General features: G+C 60.9%; 20 protein-coding genes. 4 read left to right on the top strand and 16 right to left on the bottom strand.

The genetic code is table 11. The annotated features are described in order from the left end of the window. Positions 1-12: 12 nt before the first annotated feature. The 13 genes from BW43_RS23725 to BW43_RS23785 form a co-directional block, all read right to left on the bottom strand. Positions 13-933 carry an LD-carboxypeptidase gene (locus BW43_RS23725; protein ID WP_032884600.1) on the bottom strand — a complete coding sequence of 307 codons (921 nt, stop codon included), beginning with the start codon at positions 931-933 and terminating at the stop codon, positions 13-15. A gap of 139 nt (positions 934-1072) precedes the next feature. Continuing rightward, a complete protein-coding gene (lipA, locus tag BW43_RS23730) occupies positions 1073-2074 on the bottom strand; it encodes a lipoyl synthase (protein WP_162163623.1) in 1002 nt (333 codons plus the stop codon). Positions 2075-2100: 26 nt separating this feature from the next. Then, positions 2101-2748: a lipoyl(octanoyl) transferase LipB gene (gene lipB, locus BW43_RS23735; RefSeq protein WP_032884599.1), complete on the bottom strand. Its 648-nt coding sequence runs from the start codon at positions 2746-2748 to the stop codon at positions 2101-2103. Then, positions 2748-3023, bottom strand: a complete 276-nt coding sequence (locus BW43_RS23740; RefSeq protein WP_032884598.1) for a DUF493 domain-containing protein — start codon at positions 3021-3023, stop codon at positions 2748-2750. The genes lipB and BW43_RS23740 overlap by 1 nt, the downstream gene beginning before the upstream one ends. A gap of 84 nt (positions 3024-3107) precedes the next feature. Next, complete coding sequence (locus BW43_RS23745; protein WP_032884597.1) at positions 3108-4265, bottom strand: D-alanyl-D-alanine carboxypeptidase family protein; 1158 nt, start codon at positions 4263-4265, stop codon at positions 3108-3110. A 180-nt stretch (positions 4266-4445) separates the two neighbouring features. Then, a complete protein-coding gene (locus BW43_RS23750; protein WP_032884596.1) occupies positions 4446-5447 on the bottom strand; it encodes a septal ring lytic transglycosylase RlpA family protein in 1002 nt (333 codons plus the stop codon). Then, the gene (mltB, locus tag BW43_RS23755) at positions 5447-6457 is read right to left on the bottom strand and encodes a lytic murein transglycosylase B (protein ID WP_032884595.1); all 1011 of its coding nucleotides are present in this window, start codon (positions 6455-6457) and stop codon (positions 5447-5449) included. The genes BW43_RS23750 and mltB overlap by 1 nt, the downstream gene beginning before the upstream one ends. A gap of 17 nt (positions 6458-6474) precedes the next feature. Continuing rightward, positions 6475-7578 (bottom strand): rod shape-determining protein RodA, encoded by a 1104-nt coding sequence (gene rodA / locus BW43_RS23760; protein WP_050442794.1) that lies wholly within the window; start codon positions 7576-7578, stop codon positions 6475-6477. A 31-nt stretch (positions 7579-7609) separates the two neighbouring features. Next, positions 7610-9508: a penicillin-binding protein 2 gene (gene mrdA / locus BW43_RS23765; protein ID WP_032884594.1), complete on the bottom strand. Its 1899-nt coding sequence runs from the start codon at positions 9506-9508 to the stop codon at positions 7610-7612. Positions 9509-9523: 15 nt separating this feature from the next. After that, positions 9524-9991, bottom strand: coding sequence for a 23S rRNA (pseudouridine(1915)-N(3))-methyltransferase RlmH (rlmH, locus tag BW43_RS23770; protein WP_003176297.1), 468 nt, complete (start codon positions 9989-9991; stop codon positions 9524-9526). Between the two features lie 9 nt (positions 9992-10000). After that, positions 10001-10495: a ribosome silencing factor gene (gene rsfS / locus BW43_RS23775; protein ID WP_003176298.1), complete on the bottom strand. Its 495-nt coding sequence runs from the start codon at positions 10493-10495 to the stop codon at positions 10001-10003. A 69-nt stretch (positions 10496-10564) separates the two neighbouring features. After that, the gene (nadD, locus tag BW43_RS23780) at positions 10565-11209 is read right to left on the bottom strand and encodes a nicotinate-nucleotide adenylyltransferase (protein WP_032884593.1); all 645 of its coding nucleotides are present in this window, start codon (positions 11207-11209) and stop codon (positions 10565-10567) included. Then, a complete protein-coding gene (locus tag BW43_RS23785; protein ID WP_032884592.1) occupies positions 11209-12474 on the bottom strand; it encodes a glutamate-5-semialdehyde dehydrogenase in 1266 nt (421 codons plus the stop codon). Before BW43_RS23785 ends, nadD begins: the two co-directional genes overlap by 1 nt. A 174-nt stretch (positions 12475-12648) precedes the next feature. On the opposite strand from BW43_RS23785, the gene BW43_RS23790 reads away from it, so the two are divergent. Then, the gene (locus BW43_RS23790; protein ID WP_032884768.1) at positions 12649-13332 is read left to right on the top strand and encodes a DNA-3-methyladenine glycosylase; all 684 of its coding nucleotides are present in this window, start codon (positions 12649-12651) and stop codon (positions 13330-13332) included. Between the two features lie 25 nt (positions 13333-13357). After that, positions 13358-14674 (top strand): bifunctional DedA family/phosphatase PAP2 family protein, encoded by a 1317-nt coding sequence (locus tag BW43_RS23795; RefSeq protein WP_032884591.1) that lies wholly within the window; start codon positions 13358-13360, stop codon positions 14672-14674. Here the strand turns inward: BW43_RS23795 and BW43_RS23800 are convergent. From BW43_RS23800 to BW43_RS23810, 3 genes are read right to left on the bottom strand one after another with little or no spacing between them, the layout of a single operon-like run. Then, complete coding sequence (locus BW43_RS23800) at positions 14668-15261, bottom strand: LON peptidase substrate-binding domain-containing protein (RefSeq protein WP_032884590.1); 594 nt, start codon at positions 15259-15261, stop codon at positions 14668-14670. The genes BW43_RS23795 and BW43_RS23800 overlap by 7 nt on opposite strands. Before the next feature lie 21 nt (positions 15262-15282). Further along, positions 15283-15999: an LrgB family protein gene (locus BW43_RS23805; RefSeq protein WP_032884589.1), complete on the bottom strand. Its 717-nt coding sequence runs from the start codon at positions 15997-15999 to the stop codon at positions 15283-15285. Next, positions 15996-16349 (bottom strand): CidA/LrgA family protein, encoded by a 354-nt coding sequence (locus tag BW43_RS23810; RefSeq protein ID WP_032884588.1) that lies wholly within the window; start codon positions 16347-16349, stop codon positions 15996-15998. Before BW43_RS23810 ends, BW43_RS23805 begins: the two co-directional genes overlap by 4 nt. Before the next feature lie 166 nt (positions 16350-16515). On the opposite strand from BW43_RS23810, the gene BW43_RS23815 reads away from it, so the two are divergent. Further along, a complete protein-coding gene (locus BW43_RS23815) occupies positions 16516-16971 on the top strand; it encodes a MaoC family dehydratase (RefSeq protein WP_032884587.1) in 456 nt (151 codons plus the stop codon). A gap of 105 nt (positions 16972-17076) precedes the next feature. Further along, positions 17077-18795 carry a C13 family peptidase gene (locus BW43_RS23820; protein ID WP_032884586.1) on the top strand — a complete coding sequence of 573 codons (1719 nt, stop codon included), beginning with the start codon at positions 17077-17079 and terminating at the stop codon, positions 18793-18795. The last annotated feature ends 20 nt before the right edge of the window (positions 18796-18815 follow it).

The following is an 18815-nucleotide window of genomic DNA, read 5'->3' as shown; positions in this document are numbered from 1 at the left end:
GCACCAACAGATTCAGGGTTTGAACACCACATCCTGCTCCAACACCACCCGCTTCTCCCCTGCATCCAAACGCACCAACGCGCCCATTGGCAGCGTCAGGTTCGGATCGCAATGCCCACTGCGCCAGCCGGCCAACACCGGTATGCACAAAGGCTCGAACGTCTGCTTCAGCAGGCGCTCCAGCGCAGCGTTATCCACCCCCGCCACATCCCCCACCAGCACACCCGCAACCTGGGCCAATTTACCGGCCAGGCGCAAGTGCGTCAGCAACCGGTCAATGCGGTAGATCGGCTCGTTGACGTCTTCGATAAACAGGATGATGCCTTCAGCGTCGATTTCGTAAGGCGTCCCCATGACCGCCGCAATCATCGACAGGTTACCTCCCAGCAAGCGCCCACAGGCAATGCCAGGCTCGATCGTGGTCAACGGGTACGCCACCGGGTGCGACAGCACACTGCCGGCGCCCATTTGTCCGCGCAGAAGGCTGAACAGTGAGGACTCGGTAGGCTGCTGCTTGTCGCCCAGCAGATCGGCATTGAGCATCGGCCCGTGGAAGGTCACGAAGCCGGCGTAGCGGCTGATCGCCAAGTGCAGGGCGGTGATGTCGCTGTAGCCCACGAATGGCTTGGGGTTGGCGCGTAGCAGTTCGAAATCCAGGCTATCGAGCAGACGCGGTGTTCCATAGCCGCCGCGCAGGCAAAAGATAGCGTCGATGTCCGGATCGGCGAAGGCGGCGTGCAGGTCACGCAGGCGCACTGCATCGCTGCCGGCGAGGTAGCCGTCGCGTTCATAGACGCCGGGGGAAATTCGCAGATCGTAGCCGCGCGTGCGCATCCATTGGCCAGCCCTTTCAACGTCCAGCACGGCGGGGCCGGCAGGTGCGATCAGGGCGATGGTGCCTTCAGAACGAAGGGCTGGAACGGCTGCCGTCATACACAACTCTCCCTAACTAGCGCGGAACGAAATGTGGGAGGGGGCTTGCCCCCGATAGCGGTGGATCAGCCAGCACATGTAGCCACTGACATACCGCAATCGAGGGCAAGCCCCCTCCCACACTGGATCTAAACCCCTATCAGGAAACCAGGCTTGCCTTGACCAACTTGGCTTGTTCGTCAGCGTGGTACGAAGAGCGTACCAACGGGCCCGAGGCGACGTTCTTGAAGCCCATCTTGTAGCCTTCCTCGGCGAACCAGGCGAAGGTGTCCGGGTGCACGAAACGCTGCACCGGCAAGTGGCTGCGCGACGGTTGCAGGTACTGGCCCAGGGTCAGCATGTCGATGTCGTGTTCGCGCATGCGTTTCATGACTTCGATGACTTCTTCGTCGGTTTCGCCCAGGCCCAGCATCAGGCCGGATTTGGTCGGAATGTGCGGCATCATCTGCTTGAATTTCTGCAGCAGGGTCAGCGACCACTGGTAGTCCGAACCCGGACGCGCAGCCTTGTACAGGCGTGGCACGGTTTCCAGGTTGTGGTTGAACACATCCGGTGGCTCGGCGGCGGTGATTTCCAGCGCCACGTCCATACGGCCACGGTAGTCCGGGACCAGGGTTTCGAGCATCACGTTCGGCGACAGTTTGCGGATTTCGCGGATGCAGTCGGCAAAGTGCTGTGCACCGCCGTCACGCAAGTCGTCGCGGTCCACCGAAGTGATCACTACATATTTGAGTTTCAGATCGGCGATGGCGATGGCCAGGCTTTCCGGCTCGTTCACGTCCAGTGGCTTCGGCCGGCCATGGCCAACGTCGCAGAACGGGCAACGACGGGTGCAGATGTCACCCATGATCATGAACGTGGCGGTGCCGCCGGAGAAGCATTCGCCCAGGTTCGGGCAAGAGGCCTCTTCGCATACGCTGTGCAGCTTGTGTTTGCGCAGCAGGGCCTTGATACGGTCGACTTCCGGCGAAACCGGGATACGCACGCGAATCCAGTCAGGTTTCTTCGGAAGTTCGGTGGTCGGAATGATCTTCACCGGGATGCGTGCAACCTTCTCGGCGCCGCGCAGCTTGACGCCGGCTTCCACCTTGGCACGCGGGGCCGGGGCCGGACGCTCGGTAACGTCCAGCGTCGGGATCATGGTTTGCACTGCATCAGTAGTCATAATCAGTCGATTCCGCCCGTTAGGGTCGTCTGCTCAGCATAGTCGAGGTGTTTGACGAGCTGCGCGCGCAGCCGGGCACTTACCTCGGCAAATTTAATCGGTGTAGCGTGTTCGCTCAGTTGGGTCATCGCCAACCCGGCATAGCCGCACGGGTTGATCCGCCGAAACGGGGCCAAGTCCATGTCCACGTTCAGGGCCAGGCCATGAAAGGAACATCCGTGACGAATCCGAAGCCCCAGGGAGGCGATTTTCGCGCCATCCACATACACACCGGGAGCATCAGGCTTGGCCGCGGCGGTCACGCCATAACTGGCCAGCAACTCGACCAGGCAAGCCTCTATCCGGCTGACCAGATCGCGCACGCCAAATCCCAGCTTGCGCACGTCCAGCAACAGATAAGCGACCAACTGGCCGGGGCCATGGTAAGTCACTTGGCCACCTCGGTCGACCTGCACCACCGGAATATCCCCCGGCAGCAGCAAATGCTCAGCCTTGCCAGCCTGGCCCTGGGTGAACACCGGCGGGTGTTCCACCAGCCAAATCTCATCGGGGGCCGAGGTGCCACGCTCGTTGGTGAACCGTTGCATGGCGTGCCAGACAGGCTCGTAGGCCATCTGGCCGAGCTCGCGAAAGCCCAGGACCTCTGGCATCACAGCACCATGTGCACGAAGCCGGTGGCCCGCAGTTCGCTGTTGATGTCGTAGAGCTGGTCCTGGCCGGTCGCAACGATGTGCAACTGGATAGTCGTGTATTTACCGGTGGTGCTGGATCGCTCATCCACTCGGTTATCGTTGATCGTCGCGTGTTTACGCACGATCTCAAGAATCGTGTCCTTGCGGCCAACACCCGTGTCGCTGATCACCTTGATCGGGTAATCGACCACCGGGAATTCGATCTTGGGTGCCTTTACTTCGGTATCGGTCATGGCGTAACGGCCTCGTAAGCGGTAAGCCGTGGCGACGGCAAAGCCCCGCGTCGGATCAACGCGGGGCTTTGCAGGTGCACACTATCAGTTGAACAAGCCGTAGAAGAATAGACGGATGCTATCCCACACGCGGCGGAAGATACCACCTTCGTCGACAGCGTCCAGCGCGATCAGGTCAGCGCTGTGCACCACCTTGTCGTCCAGTTTCACTTCGACTTTACCGATCACGTCACCCTTGGCGATTGGAGCAACCAATTGCGGGTTCATGGTCATGCTGGCAGCGAGCTTTTTCAGCTGGCCTTTAGGCATGGTCAGGGTCAGGTCTTCAGCCAGGCCGGCCTTGACTTGAGAGGTTGCGCCCTTCCATACCGGCGCGGTCGCCAGTTCAGCACCCTTCTGATAGAAGGTCTGGGTTTCGAAGAAGCGGAAACCATAGGTCAGCAGCTTTTGCGTTTCGGCCGCACGGGCCTGCTCGCTGTTTGTGCCGAATACCACTGCAATCAGGCGCTGGCCGTCACGAACAGCGGACGACACCATGCAATAGCCAGCCTCTTCGGTGTGGCCGGTTTTCAGACCATCAACGGTCTTGTCGCGCCACAACAACAGGTTGCGGTTAGGCTGCTTGATGTTGTTCCAGAAGAACTCCTTCTGGGAGTAAATCGCGTAGTGCACCGGGTCAACACGAATGATCGCGCGGGCCAGGATCGCCATGTCGTGAGCCGACGAGTAGTGCTCAGGGTTTGGCAAACCAGTCGGATTCATGAAGTGGCTGTTGGTCATGCCCAGGTCGGCGACGGTTTTGTTCATCATGTCGGCGAATGCATCTTCGCTGCCGGCGATGTGCTCGGCCAGCGCGACGCTGGCGTCGTTACCGGACTGGATGATGATGCCGTGCAGCAGGTCACTTACGGTGACTTGCGAGCCCACCTTGATGAACATGCGCGAACCGCCGGTACGCCAGGCGTTTTCGCTGACGGTCACCGGGTCGTTCTCGCCGATCTGGCCGCGACGGATTTCCAGGGTCGCGATGTAGGCGGTCATCAGCTTGGTCAGGCTGGCTGGCGGCAGGCGTTGGTCACCGTTGCTCTCTACCAGCACGTTGCCGCTGGCGGCGTCCATCAGGACCCACGCCTTAGCGGCCAGTTGCGGTGAAGCCGGCACCATTTCAACCGCCCAGGCGGCCGGGGTGATGATCAGCGAGATAAGCAGGCACGTGCGTTTGGCTAAGGTGGTGATGTTCATCCGTCTCTCGAAATTGCTTATGGAAACTTGCCCTCGCGGGCAAAACTTATTCAGACAGCCCGCTACCAGACTGTCACGTGTTCGGTTGCCCGCTCACCCCTTGCCCCTGGGTTTTTATTGTTCAACGAGCCAACAACCACAGCTCAAACCCGCGCACGGGCCTGAACCATCAATTCTTTGTTATTCGGCGGTGACCACGCTGGGTTGTCCCAGGTTGGCCATGCGCACGCTGTTCTGTACTTGCGCCACTTCGCTCGGCGAGCCGATCGGGCCCATGCGCACGCGGTGCAGGGTTTGCTGGTTACGCACGATGGAGCTGATAAAGACCGGCGCGTTGACCATGCCGCTGAGCTTGGACCTTAACAGTTCTGCCGCATCCGGGTTGGCGAAAGCGCCCACTTGCAGGTATTGCCCGCCAGCGACCGAAGCACCCGGCGCTGCGTGGGGCACGACCACCGTGTCCGGTGCGTGTTGCTGCGGTGGCGGTGTCCACTGTTCGATCTTGCCGGTGGATGCCGTCACTTGCGGCTGCGCACTCTGCGGTTCATTGAGCATCAGCGGGGCGGGCTTGCCACGCTGGGCCCAGTACTGCGCCGGGTCGATACCTTCGACCTTGACCCGTGCCGTACCGGTTTCGGCATAGCCGAGCTTCTTCGCGGCGGCGTAGGACAAATCGATGATCCGGTCCGAATAGAACGGCCCACGGTCGTTGACCCGGAGGATCACCGTGCGGTTATTGTCCAGGTTGGTCACCCGCACATAGCTGGGCAGCGGCAAGGTTTTATGCGCTGCGCTCATGCCATACAGGTCATAGACCTCGCCGTTGGCAGTGTTCTGACCATGGAACTTGGTGCCGTACCAGGACGCCGTGCCCGATTGCACGTAGGTCTTGGATTCCTGCAACGGAAAGTAGGATTTACCCAGCACGGTATAGGGGTTGGCCTTGTAAGGGCCGGTGTGCAAGGTGGGCGTGGCATCCGGGATTTTCGACACGTCGACATCCCACCACGGCGCGCCGTCTTTGTGCGCGCGGTTGATGTCCAGGCCTGGCTGGGAACGTACGGCGGTACCGCCGGACTTCTGTGGTGCCGGGCCACGGCTTGTGGAACAACTGACGACCAGCAGGGACAACGCGGCGAACGCCACCAGCTTGAGCGGTTGATTGAACGGCGATGCCCGCATTACTTGTTGCCCCGTGCTTGGACCAGCATGTCTGACAGCTGATGCACGGCCATGGCGTACATCACACTGCGGTTATAACGCGTGATTGCGTAGAAATTCTTCAGGCCCATCCAATATTCAGGGCCATTTTCGCCTTCCAGGCGGAACGCCGTGACCGGCATATCATCGCGTGGCGCATTCTGACTCGACCAGCCCAGCGCCCGCAACTCCCCGACCGTCTTGGCCGGCTCGATGCCCTGGGTCAGGCCTTCATCGGCACGTTCCCCGCTGACGTCGGCGCGAATCACTACGGGCTCGCCGCCCACCCAGCCATGGCGCTTGAAGTAGCTGGCCACGCTGCCAATGGCGTCGTCGGGATTACTCCAGATGTTGATGTGGCCGTCACCGTCAAAATCCACGGCATAGGCGCGAAAGCTGCTCGGCATGAATTGCGGCAAGCCCATCGCCCCGGCGTAGGAGCCCTTGAGGGTCAGCGGGTCGACCTGCTCTTCGCGGGCCAACAGCAGGAATTCGCGCAGCTCCTTGCGGAAGAAGTCGGCGCGAGGCGGGTAATCGAAGCCCAGGGTCGACAAGGCGTCGATCACCCGATAGCTGCCGGTATTGCGCCCGTAAAAGGTTTCAATGCCGATGATCGCAACAATTACCTGGGCCGGCACGCCGTATTCCTGCTCGGCGCGGGCCAGCACGGCTTCATGCTGGCGCCAGAAGTCCACACCGCGCGCCACGCGGGCGTCGGTGAGAAACATCGGGCGATATTCCTTCCACTGCTTCACGCGTTCGGCGGGGCGGGAGATGGCGTCGAGGATCGCCTGCTTTTTCTGGGCTTCGCGGAACACGCCCATCAGCTGCTCACCTGCGAAACCGTAGTCGCGGGTCATCTCACCGACAAATTCGGCGACTTGGGGTGAACCATCGTAGTCACCGGCCTGCGCCTCTTGCGTTGCGCCTAGTAGCCCAATCAGGCCCATCCAGGACGCATGCCGAGTGGCCCAGCCGCGCATTACTTGCATTGACATCTTCACCTTATTCAAACCTGTGCGATCCACTTGCGATGCGTATGAATCGACATCAAAACCCCAAACGCTGACAGCAATGTCACCAGCGAAGTTCCGCCGTAGCTAATGAACGGCAACGGCACCCCAACCACCGGCAACAGGCCACTGACCATACCGATGTTGACGAAAACGTAAACAAAAAAAGTCATGGTCAGGCTGCCTGCGAGCAATTTGCCGAACAGCGTCTGTGCCTGTGCGGTAATTACCAGGCCGCGCCCGATCAGCAGCAAATAGATCAGCAACAGTGCGCAGATGCCTACCAGGCCGAACTCTTCGCCCATCACCGCGATAATGAAGTCGGTGTGGCTCTCTGGCAAAAAGTCCAGGTGCGACTGGGTGCCCAGCAGCCAACCCTTACCAAACACGCCGCCGGAACCGATGGCTGCCTTGGACTGGATGATGTTCCAGCCGGTACCGAGCGGGTCGCTTTCCGGATCGAGAAACGTGAGGATCCGTTGCTTCTGGTAGTCGTGCATAAAGAAGAACCACATGGCCACGGCCACCGGTACGGCCGCAGCCAGCACACTGAGGATCCAGCGCCAGCGCAAGCCACCCATGAACAGCACGAACGCACCACCGGCGAGGATCAGCAGCGAGGTGCCGAGGTCCGGCTGACGAACGATCAGGATGAACGGTACGCCAATCAGAATCAGGCTGATGCCTACGTGTTTAAGCTGCGGCGGCAAGGTGCGCTTGGACAGGTACCAGGCAATGGTGGCCGGCATCAGGATCTTCATGAATTCCGACGGCTGGAAGCGAATCACCCCCGGAATGTTGATCCAGCGGGTTGCGCCCATGGCGTTGTGGCCCATCACGTCCACCACCACCAGCAGCAATACACCGGCGACGTAGCCAAGCGGCACCCACCGCGCCATGAAACGCGGCTCCAACTGGGCAATCACCACCATGGACAGCAGGCCCAGGCCAAAAGACGACGCTTGCTTGATCAGCAGGTCCCAGTTCTTGCCGCTGGCCGAATACAGCACAAACAGGCTCCCGGCGGCCAGGGTCAGCAACAGGATCAGTAACGGGCCATCAATGTGCATGCGCTGCAGCAACGTCGCGCGGCGACGCATCACATCCTCGCTGGAGAGGATGCGGTCAAAATTACTCTTCACTGGCCGTAACCTCGGGGTTTGAAGGGGGGCCGCCATATTCGGGCTTGAGCCTGCCGTCGTCGGCCAACAACCAGGCATCCATCACCTGGCGCACCACGGGGGCGGCAACACCGGAGCCGGACTCGCCGTTCTCCACCATGACGGCCACGACAATTTTCGGGTCGTCTGCCGGAGCAAAACCGACGAACAAGGCGTGGTCGCGGTGGCGCTCCTGGACCTTGGTGCGGTCGTATTTCTCGCCCTGCTTGATCGCGACCACCTGGGCCGTACCGCTCTTGCCGGCAATGCGGTACTGCGCACCGATTGCGGCTTTTCGCGCGGTGCCACGGGCACCGTGCATCACTTGCTGCATACCATGGTTGACCTTGGTCCAGTCGGACGAGTCGCGCAGCACGATGTCCGGGATCGGGTTGTCATCCACCGGTTTCTCGCCCTCGATGGTCTTGGCCAGGTGCGGGCGATTCCAGATACCTTTGTTGGCCACCAGCGCGGTAGCCTGGGCCAGCTGCAACGGGGTGGCCTGCATATAGCCCTGGCCGATGCCGAGGATCAGGGTTTCACCCGGGAACCACGCCTGACGACGGGTCGCACGCTTCCACTCCCGGGACGGCATCAGGCCAGGAGATTCTTCGAACATATCCAGGGAGACTTTCTGACCGAGGCCGAACTTGCCCATGTAGGCAGACAGCCGGTCGATCCCCAGCTTATGGGCCAGGTCATAGAAATAGGTGTCGTTGGACCGCATGATCGCGGTGTCCAAGTCGACGTAGCCGTCACCGGTGCGGTTCCAGTTACGGTATTTGTGATCGTAGTTGGGCAGCATGTAGTAGCCCGGGTCGTACACGCGACTGGAAGCAGTGACCACACCTGCATCCAGGCCAGCAATCGCCACCGCGGGCTTGATGGTCGAACCGGGCGGGTACAGGCCGCGCAGCACGCGATTGAACAGCGGTCGGTCGATGGAATCGCGCAACTCGGCGTAGGCCTTGAAGCTGATCCCGGTCACAAACAGGTTAGGGTCGAAACTTGGCTGGCTGACCATGGCCAGGACCTCACCTGTTTTCGGGTCCAGTGCCACCACCGCGCCACGCCGCCCACCCAAGGCCATCTCCGCCGCTTCCTGCAGCTTGATGTCTAGGCTCAGCACAATGTCCTTGCCGGGAATCGGGTCGGTGCGCTTGAGCACGCGCAATACGCGGCCACGGGCATTGGTCTCTACTTCTTCGTAACCCACCTGGCCGTGCAGTTCCGGCTCGTAGAAACGCTCGATGCCGGTCTTGCCGATATGGTGGGTACCGCTGTAATTGACCGGGTCGAGGCTCTTGAGCTCTTTTTCGTTGATCCGCCCCATGTAGCCGACCGAGTGCGCAAAGTGCGCGCCCTGCGGGTAATGACGTACCAACTGTGCCACCACTTCCACCCCCGGCAACCGGAACTGGTTTACCGCGATGCGGGCGATCTGCTCTTCGGTCAACTCAAACAGGATCGGCACCGGCTCAAAGGGCCGACGCCCCTGCTTCATGCGCTTTTCGAAGATCACTCGGTCTTCCGGCGTCAGTTGCAGCACCTCGACGATGACATCAAGGACTTGCTGCCAATCGCCGGAACGCTCGCGGGTCATGCTCAGGCTGAAGCTGGGCCGGTTATCCGCGACCACCACACCGTTGCGGTCGAAAATAAGCCCACGGGTCGGCGGAATCGGCTGCACATGCACCCGGTTGTTTTCCGACAGCGTGGAGTGGTACTCGTACTGGATCACCTGCAGGAAATACAGGCGGGCGATCAGCACACACATCAGCCCGACGACCAGAATCGCACCAAACACGACCCGAGCGCGTACAAGACGTGCGTCTTTCTCGTGGTCCTTGATGCGGATCGGCTGGGTCATCGGGAGGGGCGCAGACTATTTGTGGTAAGGGTGCCCGGACAGAACTGTCCAGGCGCGATACAGCTGTTCACCGATCAGAATCCTTACCAACGGGTGCGGCAACGTCAGTGCCGACAGCGACCAACGCTGGTCGGCTCGCGCGCAGACTTCCGGCGCCAGCCCTTCCGGGCCACCGACCATGAAGTTGACGGTGCGCGAGTCCAGGCGCCAGCGATCCAGTTCCACCGCCAGTTGCTCGGTGCTCCAGGGTTTGCCGTGCACTTCGAGGGTGACGATGCGCTCGTTGGGGCCGACCTTGGCCAACATGGCTTCGCCTTCCTGACGGATAAAGCGCGCTACGTCGGCATTCTTGCCCCGGGTGTTGAGCGGTATTTCCACCAGTTCCAGCGACAGCTCAGCGGGCAGACGCTTGGCATACTCGTGCCAGCCTTCTTCCACCCACTTGGGCATGCGTGAACCGACAGCGATCAGACGCAGGCGCACAGCCGTTCCTTATTCCTGGTCTTTGTTGAGCTTGTCGAAGTGCGCGTGGCCCACTTCCGGGCTGTGGTGCTTGCCATCAGCGGCACGGCTCTGCTCGGCGCCTTTCCACAGACGCTCCAGGTCGTAGAACTGACGGGCGTTGGAGGTCATCATGTGAACGATCACGTCGTCCATGTCCAGCAGCACCCAGTCGCTGTCGCCCTTACCTTCTTCACCCAGTGGCTTGACGCCTTGGGCTTTGACGGCTTCGCGGACCTTGTCCAGCATCGCGCCGATCTGGCGGTTGGAAGTACCAGTGGCGATGATCATGAAGTCGGTGATGCTCTGCTTGTCGCGTACGTCCAGAACCTGAATGTCCTGGGCCTTCACGTCTTCCAGGGCGGCAACGGCGACTTTTACCAGCTCTTCGCCAGCCAGTTCCGGACCAACGTGGGCTTCAACCGGCAGCGGGGCGCTTTTGAACGTGCCTTTGCGTTTTACTTTGCTTACGTCTTTGTTCGTCATAAAAAACTCGTTTTGCTCATATGTTCGGGCGCTCGCTGCACGACTGTTCGTGCGTTCAAGCGCGCCTTTTCAGTTCGACGCACGGTAAAGCCCGTGCGCATCGATGTAGGCCAGGACCGCGTCAGGCACCAGGAAACGTACCGACTTCCCGCTGGCCAGCAGTTGACGGATCTGGGTGGCAGACACCGCAAGCGGGGTCTGCCAGACGAATGCAATATTCCCGTTCGGCCCGGTCAGGGCCAAGGGGTCACTTACCGACCGCGCGGCCAGCAGGTTGCGCAAGGCATCCGGCGGTTCGCTGTCGGCATCCGGGCGTTGCAAAACCAGGATGTGGCAATGCTGGAGGAGTTCCTCCCAGCGATGCCAAGAGGGCAGGCCGCAAAATGCGTCCCAGCCCAAAAGCAGAAACAACTGGTCAGATACGGCCAACTCGGCGCGTATCAGCTCCAGGGTGTCGACAGTGTAGGACGGTTTATCGCGTTTGAGTTCGCGGTCGTCCACCACCAGCGGCGGTATGCCTTCTACGGCAAGGCGCACCATTTCCAGACGTTGTTGCGGTGACACCTGCGGCGTGTCGCGATGAGGCGGCCGCGCGTTGGGCATCACGCGCAACTCGTCCAGTGCAAGGGCATCTGCGACTTCGAGAGCGCTGCGCAAATGGCCAATGTGCACGGGGTCGAAAGTACCGCCGAGCAGCCCGATGCGTTTAGCCATCAAGTGCGCACATGACCGTCGCCGAACACCACGTACTTCTCGCTGGTCAGACCTTCCAGGCCAACCGGGCCGCGTGCGTGAAGCTTGTCGGTGGAGATGCCGATCTCGGCGCCCAGCCCGTATTCAAAGCCGTCGGCAAAGCGCGTCGAGGCGTTGACCATCACCGAAGCGGAATCCACTTCGTTGAGGAAGCGACGCGCATCGCTGAAGTGCTCGGAGACAATCGCGTCGGTGTGCTTGGAGCCGTATGTGTTGATGTGTTCGATGGCCTGATCCAGGTCATCAACGATGCGGATTGACAGGATCGGCGCCGTGTATTCGGTGTACCAGTCCTGTTCAGTCGCTTCGATCACGTCCGCGCCCAGCAGCGCGCGGGTGCGTTCGCAGCCGCGCAGTTCCACGCCCTTGTCGCGATAGATGGCAGCCAGCGGCGGCAGCACGCGATCGGCAATGCCGACGTGCACCAGCAGAGTCTCCATGGTGTTGCACGGGGCGTAGCGATGGGTCTTGGCGTTGTCGGCGATGCGGATGGCCTTGTCGATATCGGCGGCGATGTCGATGAACACATGGCATACGCCGTCCAGGTGCTTGATGACCGGAACCTTGGCATCACGGCTGACGCGTTCGATCAGGCTCTTGCCACCGCGCGGCACGATCACGTCGACGAATTCCGGCATGGTGATCAGCGCGCCAACGGCCGCGCGATCGGTGGTTTCCACCACTTGCACCACTTCGGCCGGCAGTTCGGCCACGGCCAGGCCTTGCTGGATGCAGGCGGCAATTGCGCGGTTGGAATTGATCGCCTCGGAACCGCCACGCAGGATGGTGGCATTGCCGGACTTGAGGCACAGGCTCGCGGCGTCAATGGTCACGTTAGGTCGCGACTCATAGATGATGCCGATCACGCCCAGGGGCACGCGCATCTTGCCGACCTGAATACCGGACGGCAGGTAACGCATATCGCGGATTTCACCGATGGGGTCAGGCAGCTTGGCCACCTGACGCAGGCCTTCGATCATGTCGTCGATACGTGCCGGGGTCAGCGCCAGACGGTCCAGCAGTGCCGGTTCCAGGCCATTGGCGCGGCCGTTGGCCAGGTCCAGTTCGTTGGCCGCGGCGAGTTCGGAGCGCGAAGCATCCAGAGCATCAGCGGCGGCCAGCAAGGCACGGTTCTTCTGCGCGGTGCTCGCACGGGCGATCAACCGCGAGGCCTGACGGGCAGCGCGACCCAGGCGGGTCATGTAGTCAAGAACGGACTCAGTCATGGTCAGGGAGTCTTGGCAAAGAGGAAAGCGGCAGATTATAGCTGTGACGCCGCCCGACTGACAGCGGTGAGGGGCGGATGGTCGAAATGAACTGTAAAAACCTGGGGTTCAGCGGTAATTAAGGTGGGAGTTGTTATGATTCCGTCACATTTAGCCGCATTTCCCCTGAACGCCATGCCCAGCTCATCGCCCCAACGCCCCGCCAGCGCCCTGCCCGACGGCTTCTTCGACCGTGACGCGCAAATTCTTGCGCGGGAACTGCTCGGCAAAGTTGTACGCCATCGCGTCGGCGAAATCTGGCTTTCGGCTCGAATTATTGAAACGGAAGCCTATTACGTGGCCGAAAAAGGTAGCCACGCTTCACTCGGCTACACAGAAAAGCGTAAGGCTTTGTTTCTGGATGGCGGCCATATCTACATGTACTACGCCCGTGGCGGCGACTCCCTGAACTTCAGCGCACATGGACCGGGCAATGCCGTATTGATCAAATCGGCCTATCCGTGGGTCGATGACCTTTCCGGCCAGGCGAGCCTCGCGCAGATGCAGTTGAACAACCCGAATGCCGATGGCAGCCCGCGCACCTCGCAGAAGCTGTGCGCCGGCCAAACGTTGTTGTGCAAAGCGCTGGGACTCAAAGTGCCGATGTGGGACGCCAAGCGCTTCGACCAGGAAAGGCTGTATGTGGAAGATGTCGGCCAGGTACCGACGCAAATCATCCAGACGACCCGCCTGGGCATCCCCAGTGGCCGCGATGAACACCTGATGTACCGTTTTGTCGATGCAAGCTATGCACCGTACTGCACACGGAACCCGCTGCGCCGAGGCCAGGTCGAAGGCCGCGACTATTTTCTGATTTGAATTTTGTGGTGATGGAGTGACGTTTATGGGCCAATGGCTCGATAGCATTACCGGCTGGCTGACCCTGAACCCACAATGGCTGGCGGTGGCGGTGTTTATCGTCGCGTGCGTGGAATGCCTGGCGATTGCCGGTTTAATCGTACCGGGCACGGTATTGCTGTTTGCCATTGCCGCATTGGCCGGCAGCGGCGCGCTGTCGTTGAGTGAAACACTGTTGCTGGGCTTTCTCGGCGGTTTGCTGGGCGATGGGGTTTCCTACTTTCTGGGCCGACATTTCCACCAGAACATCCGCCGCCTGCCCGGTCTGCGCCACCACCCCGAATGGATGAACGGTGCAGAGACCTACTTCCACAAGTACGGCATCGCCAGCCTGCTGGTCGGACGCTTCATCGGCCCCTTGCGCCCGATGCTGCCGATGGTGGCCGGCATGTGCGATATGCCGTTCCCACGCTTTGCGGCAGTGAGCGTCCTCGCCGCAGCCGGCTGGTCGGTGGCCTACTTGCTGCCGGGCTGGGCCACCGGCGCCGCGTTCCGCCTGCCATTACCGGAAGGCTTCTGGCCTGAGGCCGGCGTTGTCACGGCGTGCCTGGCGGTCCTGTTGGGGCTGGGTTTGAACAGCAGCCTGCGCGACCACCGGCGCACCACCTTGTGGATAGGTTGCGCCAGCCTGACGTTGTTGATCGCACTGTTTATCGGTTATCCACACCTGAATGATTTCGATCAGGGCCTTAGCGCACTGGTGCAGGAGCATCGCAGCGCCTGGCTGGATGAAGCCATGGTGATGGTCACCCAATTGGGTGAGTTCAAGAAGATGTTTGTCGCCAGCGCCGTCTTCACCGGGCTTTTGCTACTGGCTCGACAGTGGCGCCACGCCATCTTTGTGGGCGCCACACTGGCCGGATCGGCGGTAATCAACACCGGGAGCAAATTGTTTTTCGCCCGCGGCCGCCCAGAAATCCTTACCGACCCCCTGACCAGTTTCAGCATGCCCAGCGGCCATGCCTCCGGCGCCTTCGCGTTTTTCCTGGCGCTGGCGGTGCTGGCAGGTTGCGGCCAACCGACACGGCTGCGCCTGACGTGGATACTGCTGGGCTGCATTCCCGCCGCTTTTATCGCCTTGTCCCGGGTTTACCTGGGCGCCCACTGGCCCTCGGACATCCTGGCCGGCACGCTCCTGGCGATGACGGTGTGTGCCTTCAGCCTCACAGCCATCCAGCACCGCAGCCCACTGCCACCCTTGCGCAAAAAAACATGGTGGCTGCTGCTGCCTGCCATAGTGGCAGTCTTGAGCTTTATTGCACTCACCGGCACATCCCACGCACTGCTGCGCTACGCCTACTGAGTGAAAAGCTCTTCCTGTAGCTCATCAAGCAGCATCTGGATCGCATCCAGGCGCTGCTGCGGGTCGTCGAGTTGCAGCAGGTCGATCTTGTCGGCCTCGGTAAAGGGCAAGAGATAAGCAAGCTGATTGCCCAAGGCTTGCTGGCCCTCGGCGTGAGCGTCCATGTCCAGCGAAGAGACCATCGGATGCTCGGCCAGGGCCTGGAGCAATGCCAACAGATCAGCGTCCTCTTCGTCTAACGGCTGGTCCGGCTGCTCATCCAGCCATTGCACCTCGGCCACCAGCAACTGGTCTTTTCGCACGCCCGTATCGAGCACGCGAAAGCGCCGCCCGCCTTCAACACGAATCCCCAGCAGGCCATTGTCCTGCTGCTTGAAGTCGCGAATCAGCGCTTCACAGCCGATCAGCGCGTAGCCGTCAGGAGCAATGCCTACTTCCTTGCCGTCAAGGATGCACACCACGCCGAAGCTTTCGCCCTTTTTCATGCAACGGCTGATCATGTCCAGGTAGCGCGCCTCGAACAGTTGCAGGTCGAGGGTGCAGCCAGGGAACAGCACGGTATTGAGCGGGAACAGCGCCAGACTCATAAAGGTTTCCTTAAACCTGGTTTAAACAATCACTGACACAGCCAACGGCAGGAACACCGCCGTGGCCACGCCCATCAGACTCATGGCCAGCGCCGCAAAGGCGCCACACTCTTCGCTCTCCTGCAGGGCCACCGAGGTGCCGACCGCATGGGCGGTCATGCCCAACGCCATGCCACGCGCCTCGGGACTGTGCACACCCAGGCGCGAAAGTAACGCCGGCCCCACCATCGCCCCCACCACCCCAGTGATCAGCACAAACACCGCGGCCAGTGCCGCCACGCCGCCGATCTGCTCGGCCACCAGCATGGCGATCGGCGAGGTCACCGACTTGGGCGCCATGGTCATCAGCATCATGTGTTCAGCGCCGAACCACCAGCCGAGCAGCACACACAGGCCGGTAGCCAATACACCGCCTATCACCAGCGTAGTAAAAATTGGCCAAAATAATTGGCGAATGCGCCGCAGATTCAGATAAAGCGGCACCGCCAGCGCCACCGTGGCAGGCCCCAGCAGAATGCCCATGATCTCGGTGCTCTTGCGGTACTCGGCATAGCTCAGGCCGCAGGTGAGCAACACGCCGATCACCAGCAGCATGGAGACCAGTACAGGTTGCAGGAAGATCCAGCGGGTTTTCTCGAACCCCGCCAGCACCAGTTGATAGGCGCCCAGGGTAATACCGATACCGAACAGCGGGTGATGAATCACGGACGTCCACGCGCCATGCCAGTCGAAGATCATTGATCCTTCTCCTTGCGCTTGACCATCTGCTGCATCAGTACGCCAACGAATGCCATGGCGATCACCAGTGACAACACCAGCGCGCCGACGATGGCCCAAAAGTCAGCCGCGATGTCCTTGGCGTACACCATCACGCCGACTGCCGGCGGCACCAGCAGCAGTGGCAGATACCGCAACAGGCTGCCAGCTGCCAGGCTCAACGGCTCGCCCACCTCGCCACGCCAGATCAGGAAACCCAGCATCAGCAGCAGGCCAATGATTGGCCCCGGCAGTACCGGCAACAGCAAATGATTGATCGCCGTACCGATCAACTGAAACAACACCAGCCATGTCAGACCACGTAACAGCATCCGCTTTCTCCCCCCCTCTGAACTCGCCCGCATTATAAGCATGCCGGCCCTATGCATCGGCATTCGCCAAAAGCATGGTGGGTTGACCGGGCTGGTTGCCCGTGATGATCTACATTGGTTCTCTGTAATCCATAAAAACAGCATCGATGAACCAAGGAGAGACGCAATGCCCTATGTACCTGTAGCGCAGCTCAAAGATTATGTCGGCAAGGAACTGGGACGTTCCGAATGGCTCACCATCGACCAGGCACGTATCAACCTGTTCGCAGAAGCCACTGGCGACCATCAGTTCATCCACGTCGACCCGGTCAAGGCTGCGCAAACGCCGTTCGGCAGCACCATTGCCCACGGTTTCCTGTCGCTGTCGCTGATACCCAAGCTGATGGAAGACATCCTGATCATGCCCGAAGGCCTGAAGATGGCGGTCAACTATGGCTTGGACACCGTGCGCTTTATCCAGCCGGTCAAGGTCAACTCCAAGGTGCGCTTGAACGTGATCCTCACTGACGTCACCGAGAAAAAGCCCGGCCAGTGGCTGTTAAAGGCCACTGCCACACTGGAGATCGAAGGCCAGGAAAAACCGGCCTACATTGCCGAGTCGCTTTCACTCTGTTTCGTGTAAGGCTATCCCTGTGGTGAGAGGCTGAAACTCACCACGGGGTATGTAAATTTATGTATGAAACTCGCAGCTGCGGCATACTCGGCGCTCAAATATCCGGATCCCGCTATGCGCCCACTCGCCCCCCTTGCCCTTGCCCTGTTGCTCACCGCTTGCGGAGACGGCGAATCGCTGTTGCCGCCCGATGCGCGCCTGCCCGACGGCGGCCGCTATCGGGGCGATGTGGTCAACGGCCTGCTGCAAGGCCAGGGCCGTGTGGACTACCCCAACGGCAGTTGGTACGCCGGCGCGTTCGACAAAGGCCAGTGGCACGGCCAGGGCGAGTGGCATGGCAGCAACGGCGAAGTCTATAAAGGCCAGTTCCAGCAAGGTCTGTTCGATGGACAGGGCAGCCTGACCACCGCAGCCAGCCAGTATGTCGGCGGGTTCCGCAACGGTCGGCGCAACGGCGAAGGCACCCTCAAAGAGGGGCAAATGACCTATCGCGGCGAATTCAAAGACGATCAGTATTCCGGTCTCGGCCGCCTGGAGCTGGCCGACGGCAGCCAATACCAGGGCCAGTTCGCCCACGGCAAGCCGAACGGCGAAGGCCAGCGCAACGACGACAGCGGTAATCAGTTCAGTGGTCGCTTCGTCGATGGTCAGTTGGAGGGCAACGGCACCTTCAACAGCGCCGACGGCGACATCTATGTCGGTCAGTTCAAGCAGAACCAACTCAACGGCAAGGGCCGCTATGAAAACGCTGACGGCGACGTGTGGATCGGCCAGTTCAAGGAAGGCGCGCTCAGCGGCAAGGGCGAACTGATCGGCGTGGATGGCAGCCATTACGTCGGCTATTTCAGCGATTGGCGCTTTACCGGAGAAGGCCGCCTGAACCTGACCGACGGCAGCTTCTACATCGGTGGCTTCGACAGCGACAACTATCAGGGACGCGGCACGCTGGTCCTCACCGACGGCACGGTGCAGGCCGGTACCTGGGTCAACGGCATGCGCGTGCGTGACGCAGACGGCACATTGTTGCCTGACCCACTGGAGATCGGCGTGCTGGCCCAAGGGCATTTGCTCGATGCTGCCTTTGCCGCCGTGCCCGCCTCCACCCCTGCCGTGGAGTTATACACCCTGGCGGTGGCCGGCGACGGCAAACAAAGCGTGTTCCTGCGCGAAGCCGATTACGTCAGCAACATGCTCGCCACCCGCTTCGGCGCACGTGGGCAGATCCGTTTGGTTAACCACCGCGACCATATCGCCGACCGCCCCCTGGCCACCCGCGAAAGCTTGCGCCGTGCCGTGCAAACCCTGGCCGAGCGCACAGGCCCGGAAGACCTGGTGTTTATCTACATGACCAGCCACGGCACCCACGAACACGAACTGGTGCTGGATCAGCCGCGCATGGAGCTGGCCGATTTGCCCGCCGATGAGCTGGCCGCCGTGCTGACACCGCTGAAAAACCGCGACAAGATCATCGTAATTTCCGCCTGCTATTCCGGCGGCTTTATCCCGGCACTCAAAGACGACCGTACGCTGATCATGACCGCCTCCCGCGCCGACCGCGTGTCCTTCGGTTGCTCCGAAGAAGCCGACTTCACCTACTTCGGCGACGCCCTCTTCGCCCAAGCCTTCAACCAGACCGACGATTTGCAGCAAGCCTTCAAGCTGGCACAGCTGCATGTGAGCGAGCGCGAACAGGCCGACAATTTCGAAGCGTCCGAACCGCAGATCTGGGCCCCCAAAGGCGTGATTGCCCACTGGCAACTTTTACGTAAACAGCAGGCACGAAAGGCGCTCGAAAGCGTCTCAATGAATAGCAAGGAAGCCAAAGGCAACTAAGCTGCAACGTGTAACAAGGG

The organism is Pseudomonas sp. RIT357, assembly GCF_000632245.1.
GTDB classification, from domain to species: Bacteria; Pseudomonadota; Gammaproteobacteria; order Pseudomonadales; family Pseudomonadaceae; genus Aquipseudomonas; species Aquipseudomonas sivasensis.
The sequence above is the reverse complement of the archived record's forward strand: the minus strand, read 5'-3'. Positions and strand labels throughout refer to the sequence as shown.

Excerpts from the sequence above, each read along its gene's own strand:
- BW43_RS23725 (WP_032884600.1), bottom strand. The coding sequence starts at position 933 with ATGACGGCAGCCGTTCCAGCCCTTCGTTCTGAAGGCACCATCGCCCTG.
- lipA (WP_162163623.1), bottom strand. The coding sequence starts at position 2,074 with ATGATCCCGACGCTGGACGTTACCGAGCGTCCGGCCCCGGCCCCGCGT.
- lipB (WP_032884599.1), bottom strand. The coding sequence starts at position 2,748 with ATGCCAGAGGTCCTGGGCTTTCGCGAGCTCGGCCAGATGGCCTACGAG.
- BW43_RS23740 (WP_032884598.1), bottom strand. The coding sequence starts at position 3,023 with ATGACCGATACCGAAGTAAAGGCACCCAAGATCGAATTCCCGGTGGTC.
- BW43_RS23745 (WP_032884597.1), bottom strand. The coding sequence starts at position 4,265 with ATGAACATCACCACCTTAGCCAAACGCACGTGCCTGCTTATCTCGCTG.
- BW43_RS23750 (WP_032884596.1), bottom strand. The coding sequence starts at position 5,447 with ATGCGGGCATCGCCGTTCAATCAACCGCTCAAGCTGGTGGCGTTCGCC.
- mltB (WP_032884595.1), bottom strand. The coding sequence starts at position 6,457 with ATGCAAGTAATGCGCGGCTGGGCCACTCGGCATGCGTCCTGGATGGGC.
- rodA (WP_050442794.1), bottom strand. The coding sequence starts at position 7,578 with ATGCGTCGCCGCGCGACGTTGCTGCAGCGCATGCACATTGATGGCCCG.
- mrdA (WP_032884594.1), bottom strand. The coding sequence starts at position 9,508 with ATGACCCAGCCGATCCGCATCAAGGACCACGAGAAAGACGCACGTCTT.
- rsfS (WP_003176298.1), bottom strand. The coding sequence starts at position 10,495 with ATGACGAACAAAGACGTAAGCAAAGTAAAACGCAAAGGCACGTTCAAA.
- nadD (WP_032884593.1), bottom strand. The coding sequence starts at position 11,209 with ATGGCTAAACGCATCGGGCTGCTCGGCGGTACTTTCGACCCCGTGCAC.
- BW43_RS23785 (WP_032884592.1), bottom strand. The coding sequence starts at position 12,474 with ATGACTGAGTCCGTTCTTGACTACATGACCCGCCTGGGTCGCGCTGCC.
- BW43_RS23790 (WP_032884768.1), top strand. The coding sequence starts at position 12,649 with ATGCCCAGCTCATCGCCCCAACGCCCCGCCAGCGCCCTGCCCGACGGC.
- BW43_RS23795 (WP_032884591.1), top strand. The coding sequence starts at position 13,358 with ATGGGCCAATGGCTCGATAGCATTACCGGCTGGCTGACCCTGAACCCA.
- BW43_RS23800 (WP_032884590.1), bottom strand. The coding sequence starts at position 15,261 with ATGAGTCTGGCGCTGTTCCCGCTCAATACCGTGCTGTTCCCTGGCTGC.
- BW43_RS23805 (WP_032884589.1), bottom strand. The coding sequence starts at position 15,999 with ATGATCTTCGACTGGCATGGCGCGTGGACGTCCGTGATTCATCACCCG.
- BW43_RS23810 (WP_032884588.1), bottom strand. The coding sequence starts at position 16,349 with ATGCTGTTACGTGGTCTGACATGGCTGGTGTTGTTTCAGTTGATCGGT.
- BW43_RS23815 (WP_032884587.1), top strand. The coding sequence starts at position 16,516 with ATGCCCTATGTACCTGTAGCGCAGCTCAAAGATTATGTCGGCAAGGAA.
- BW43_RS23820 (WP_032884586.1), top strand. The coding sequence starts at position 17,077 with ATGCGCCCACTCGCCCCCCTTGCCCTTGCCCTGTTGCTCACCGCTTGC.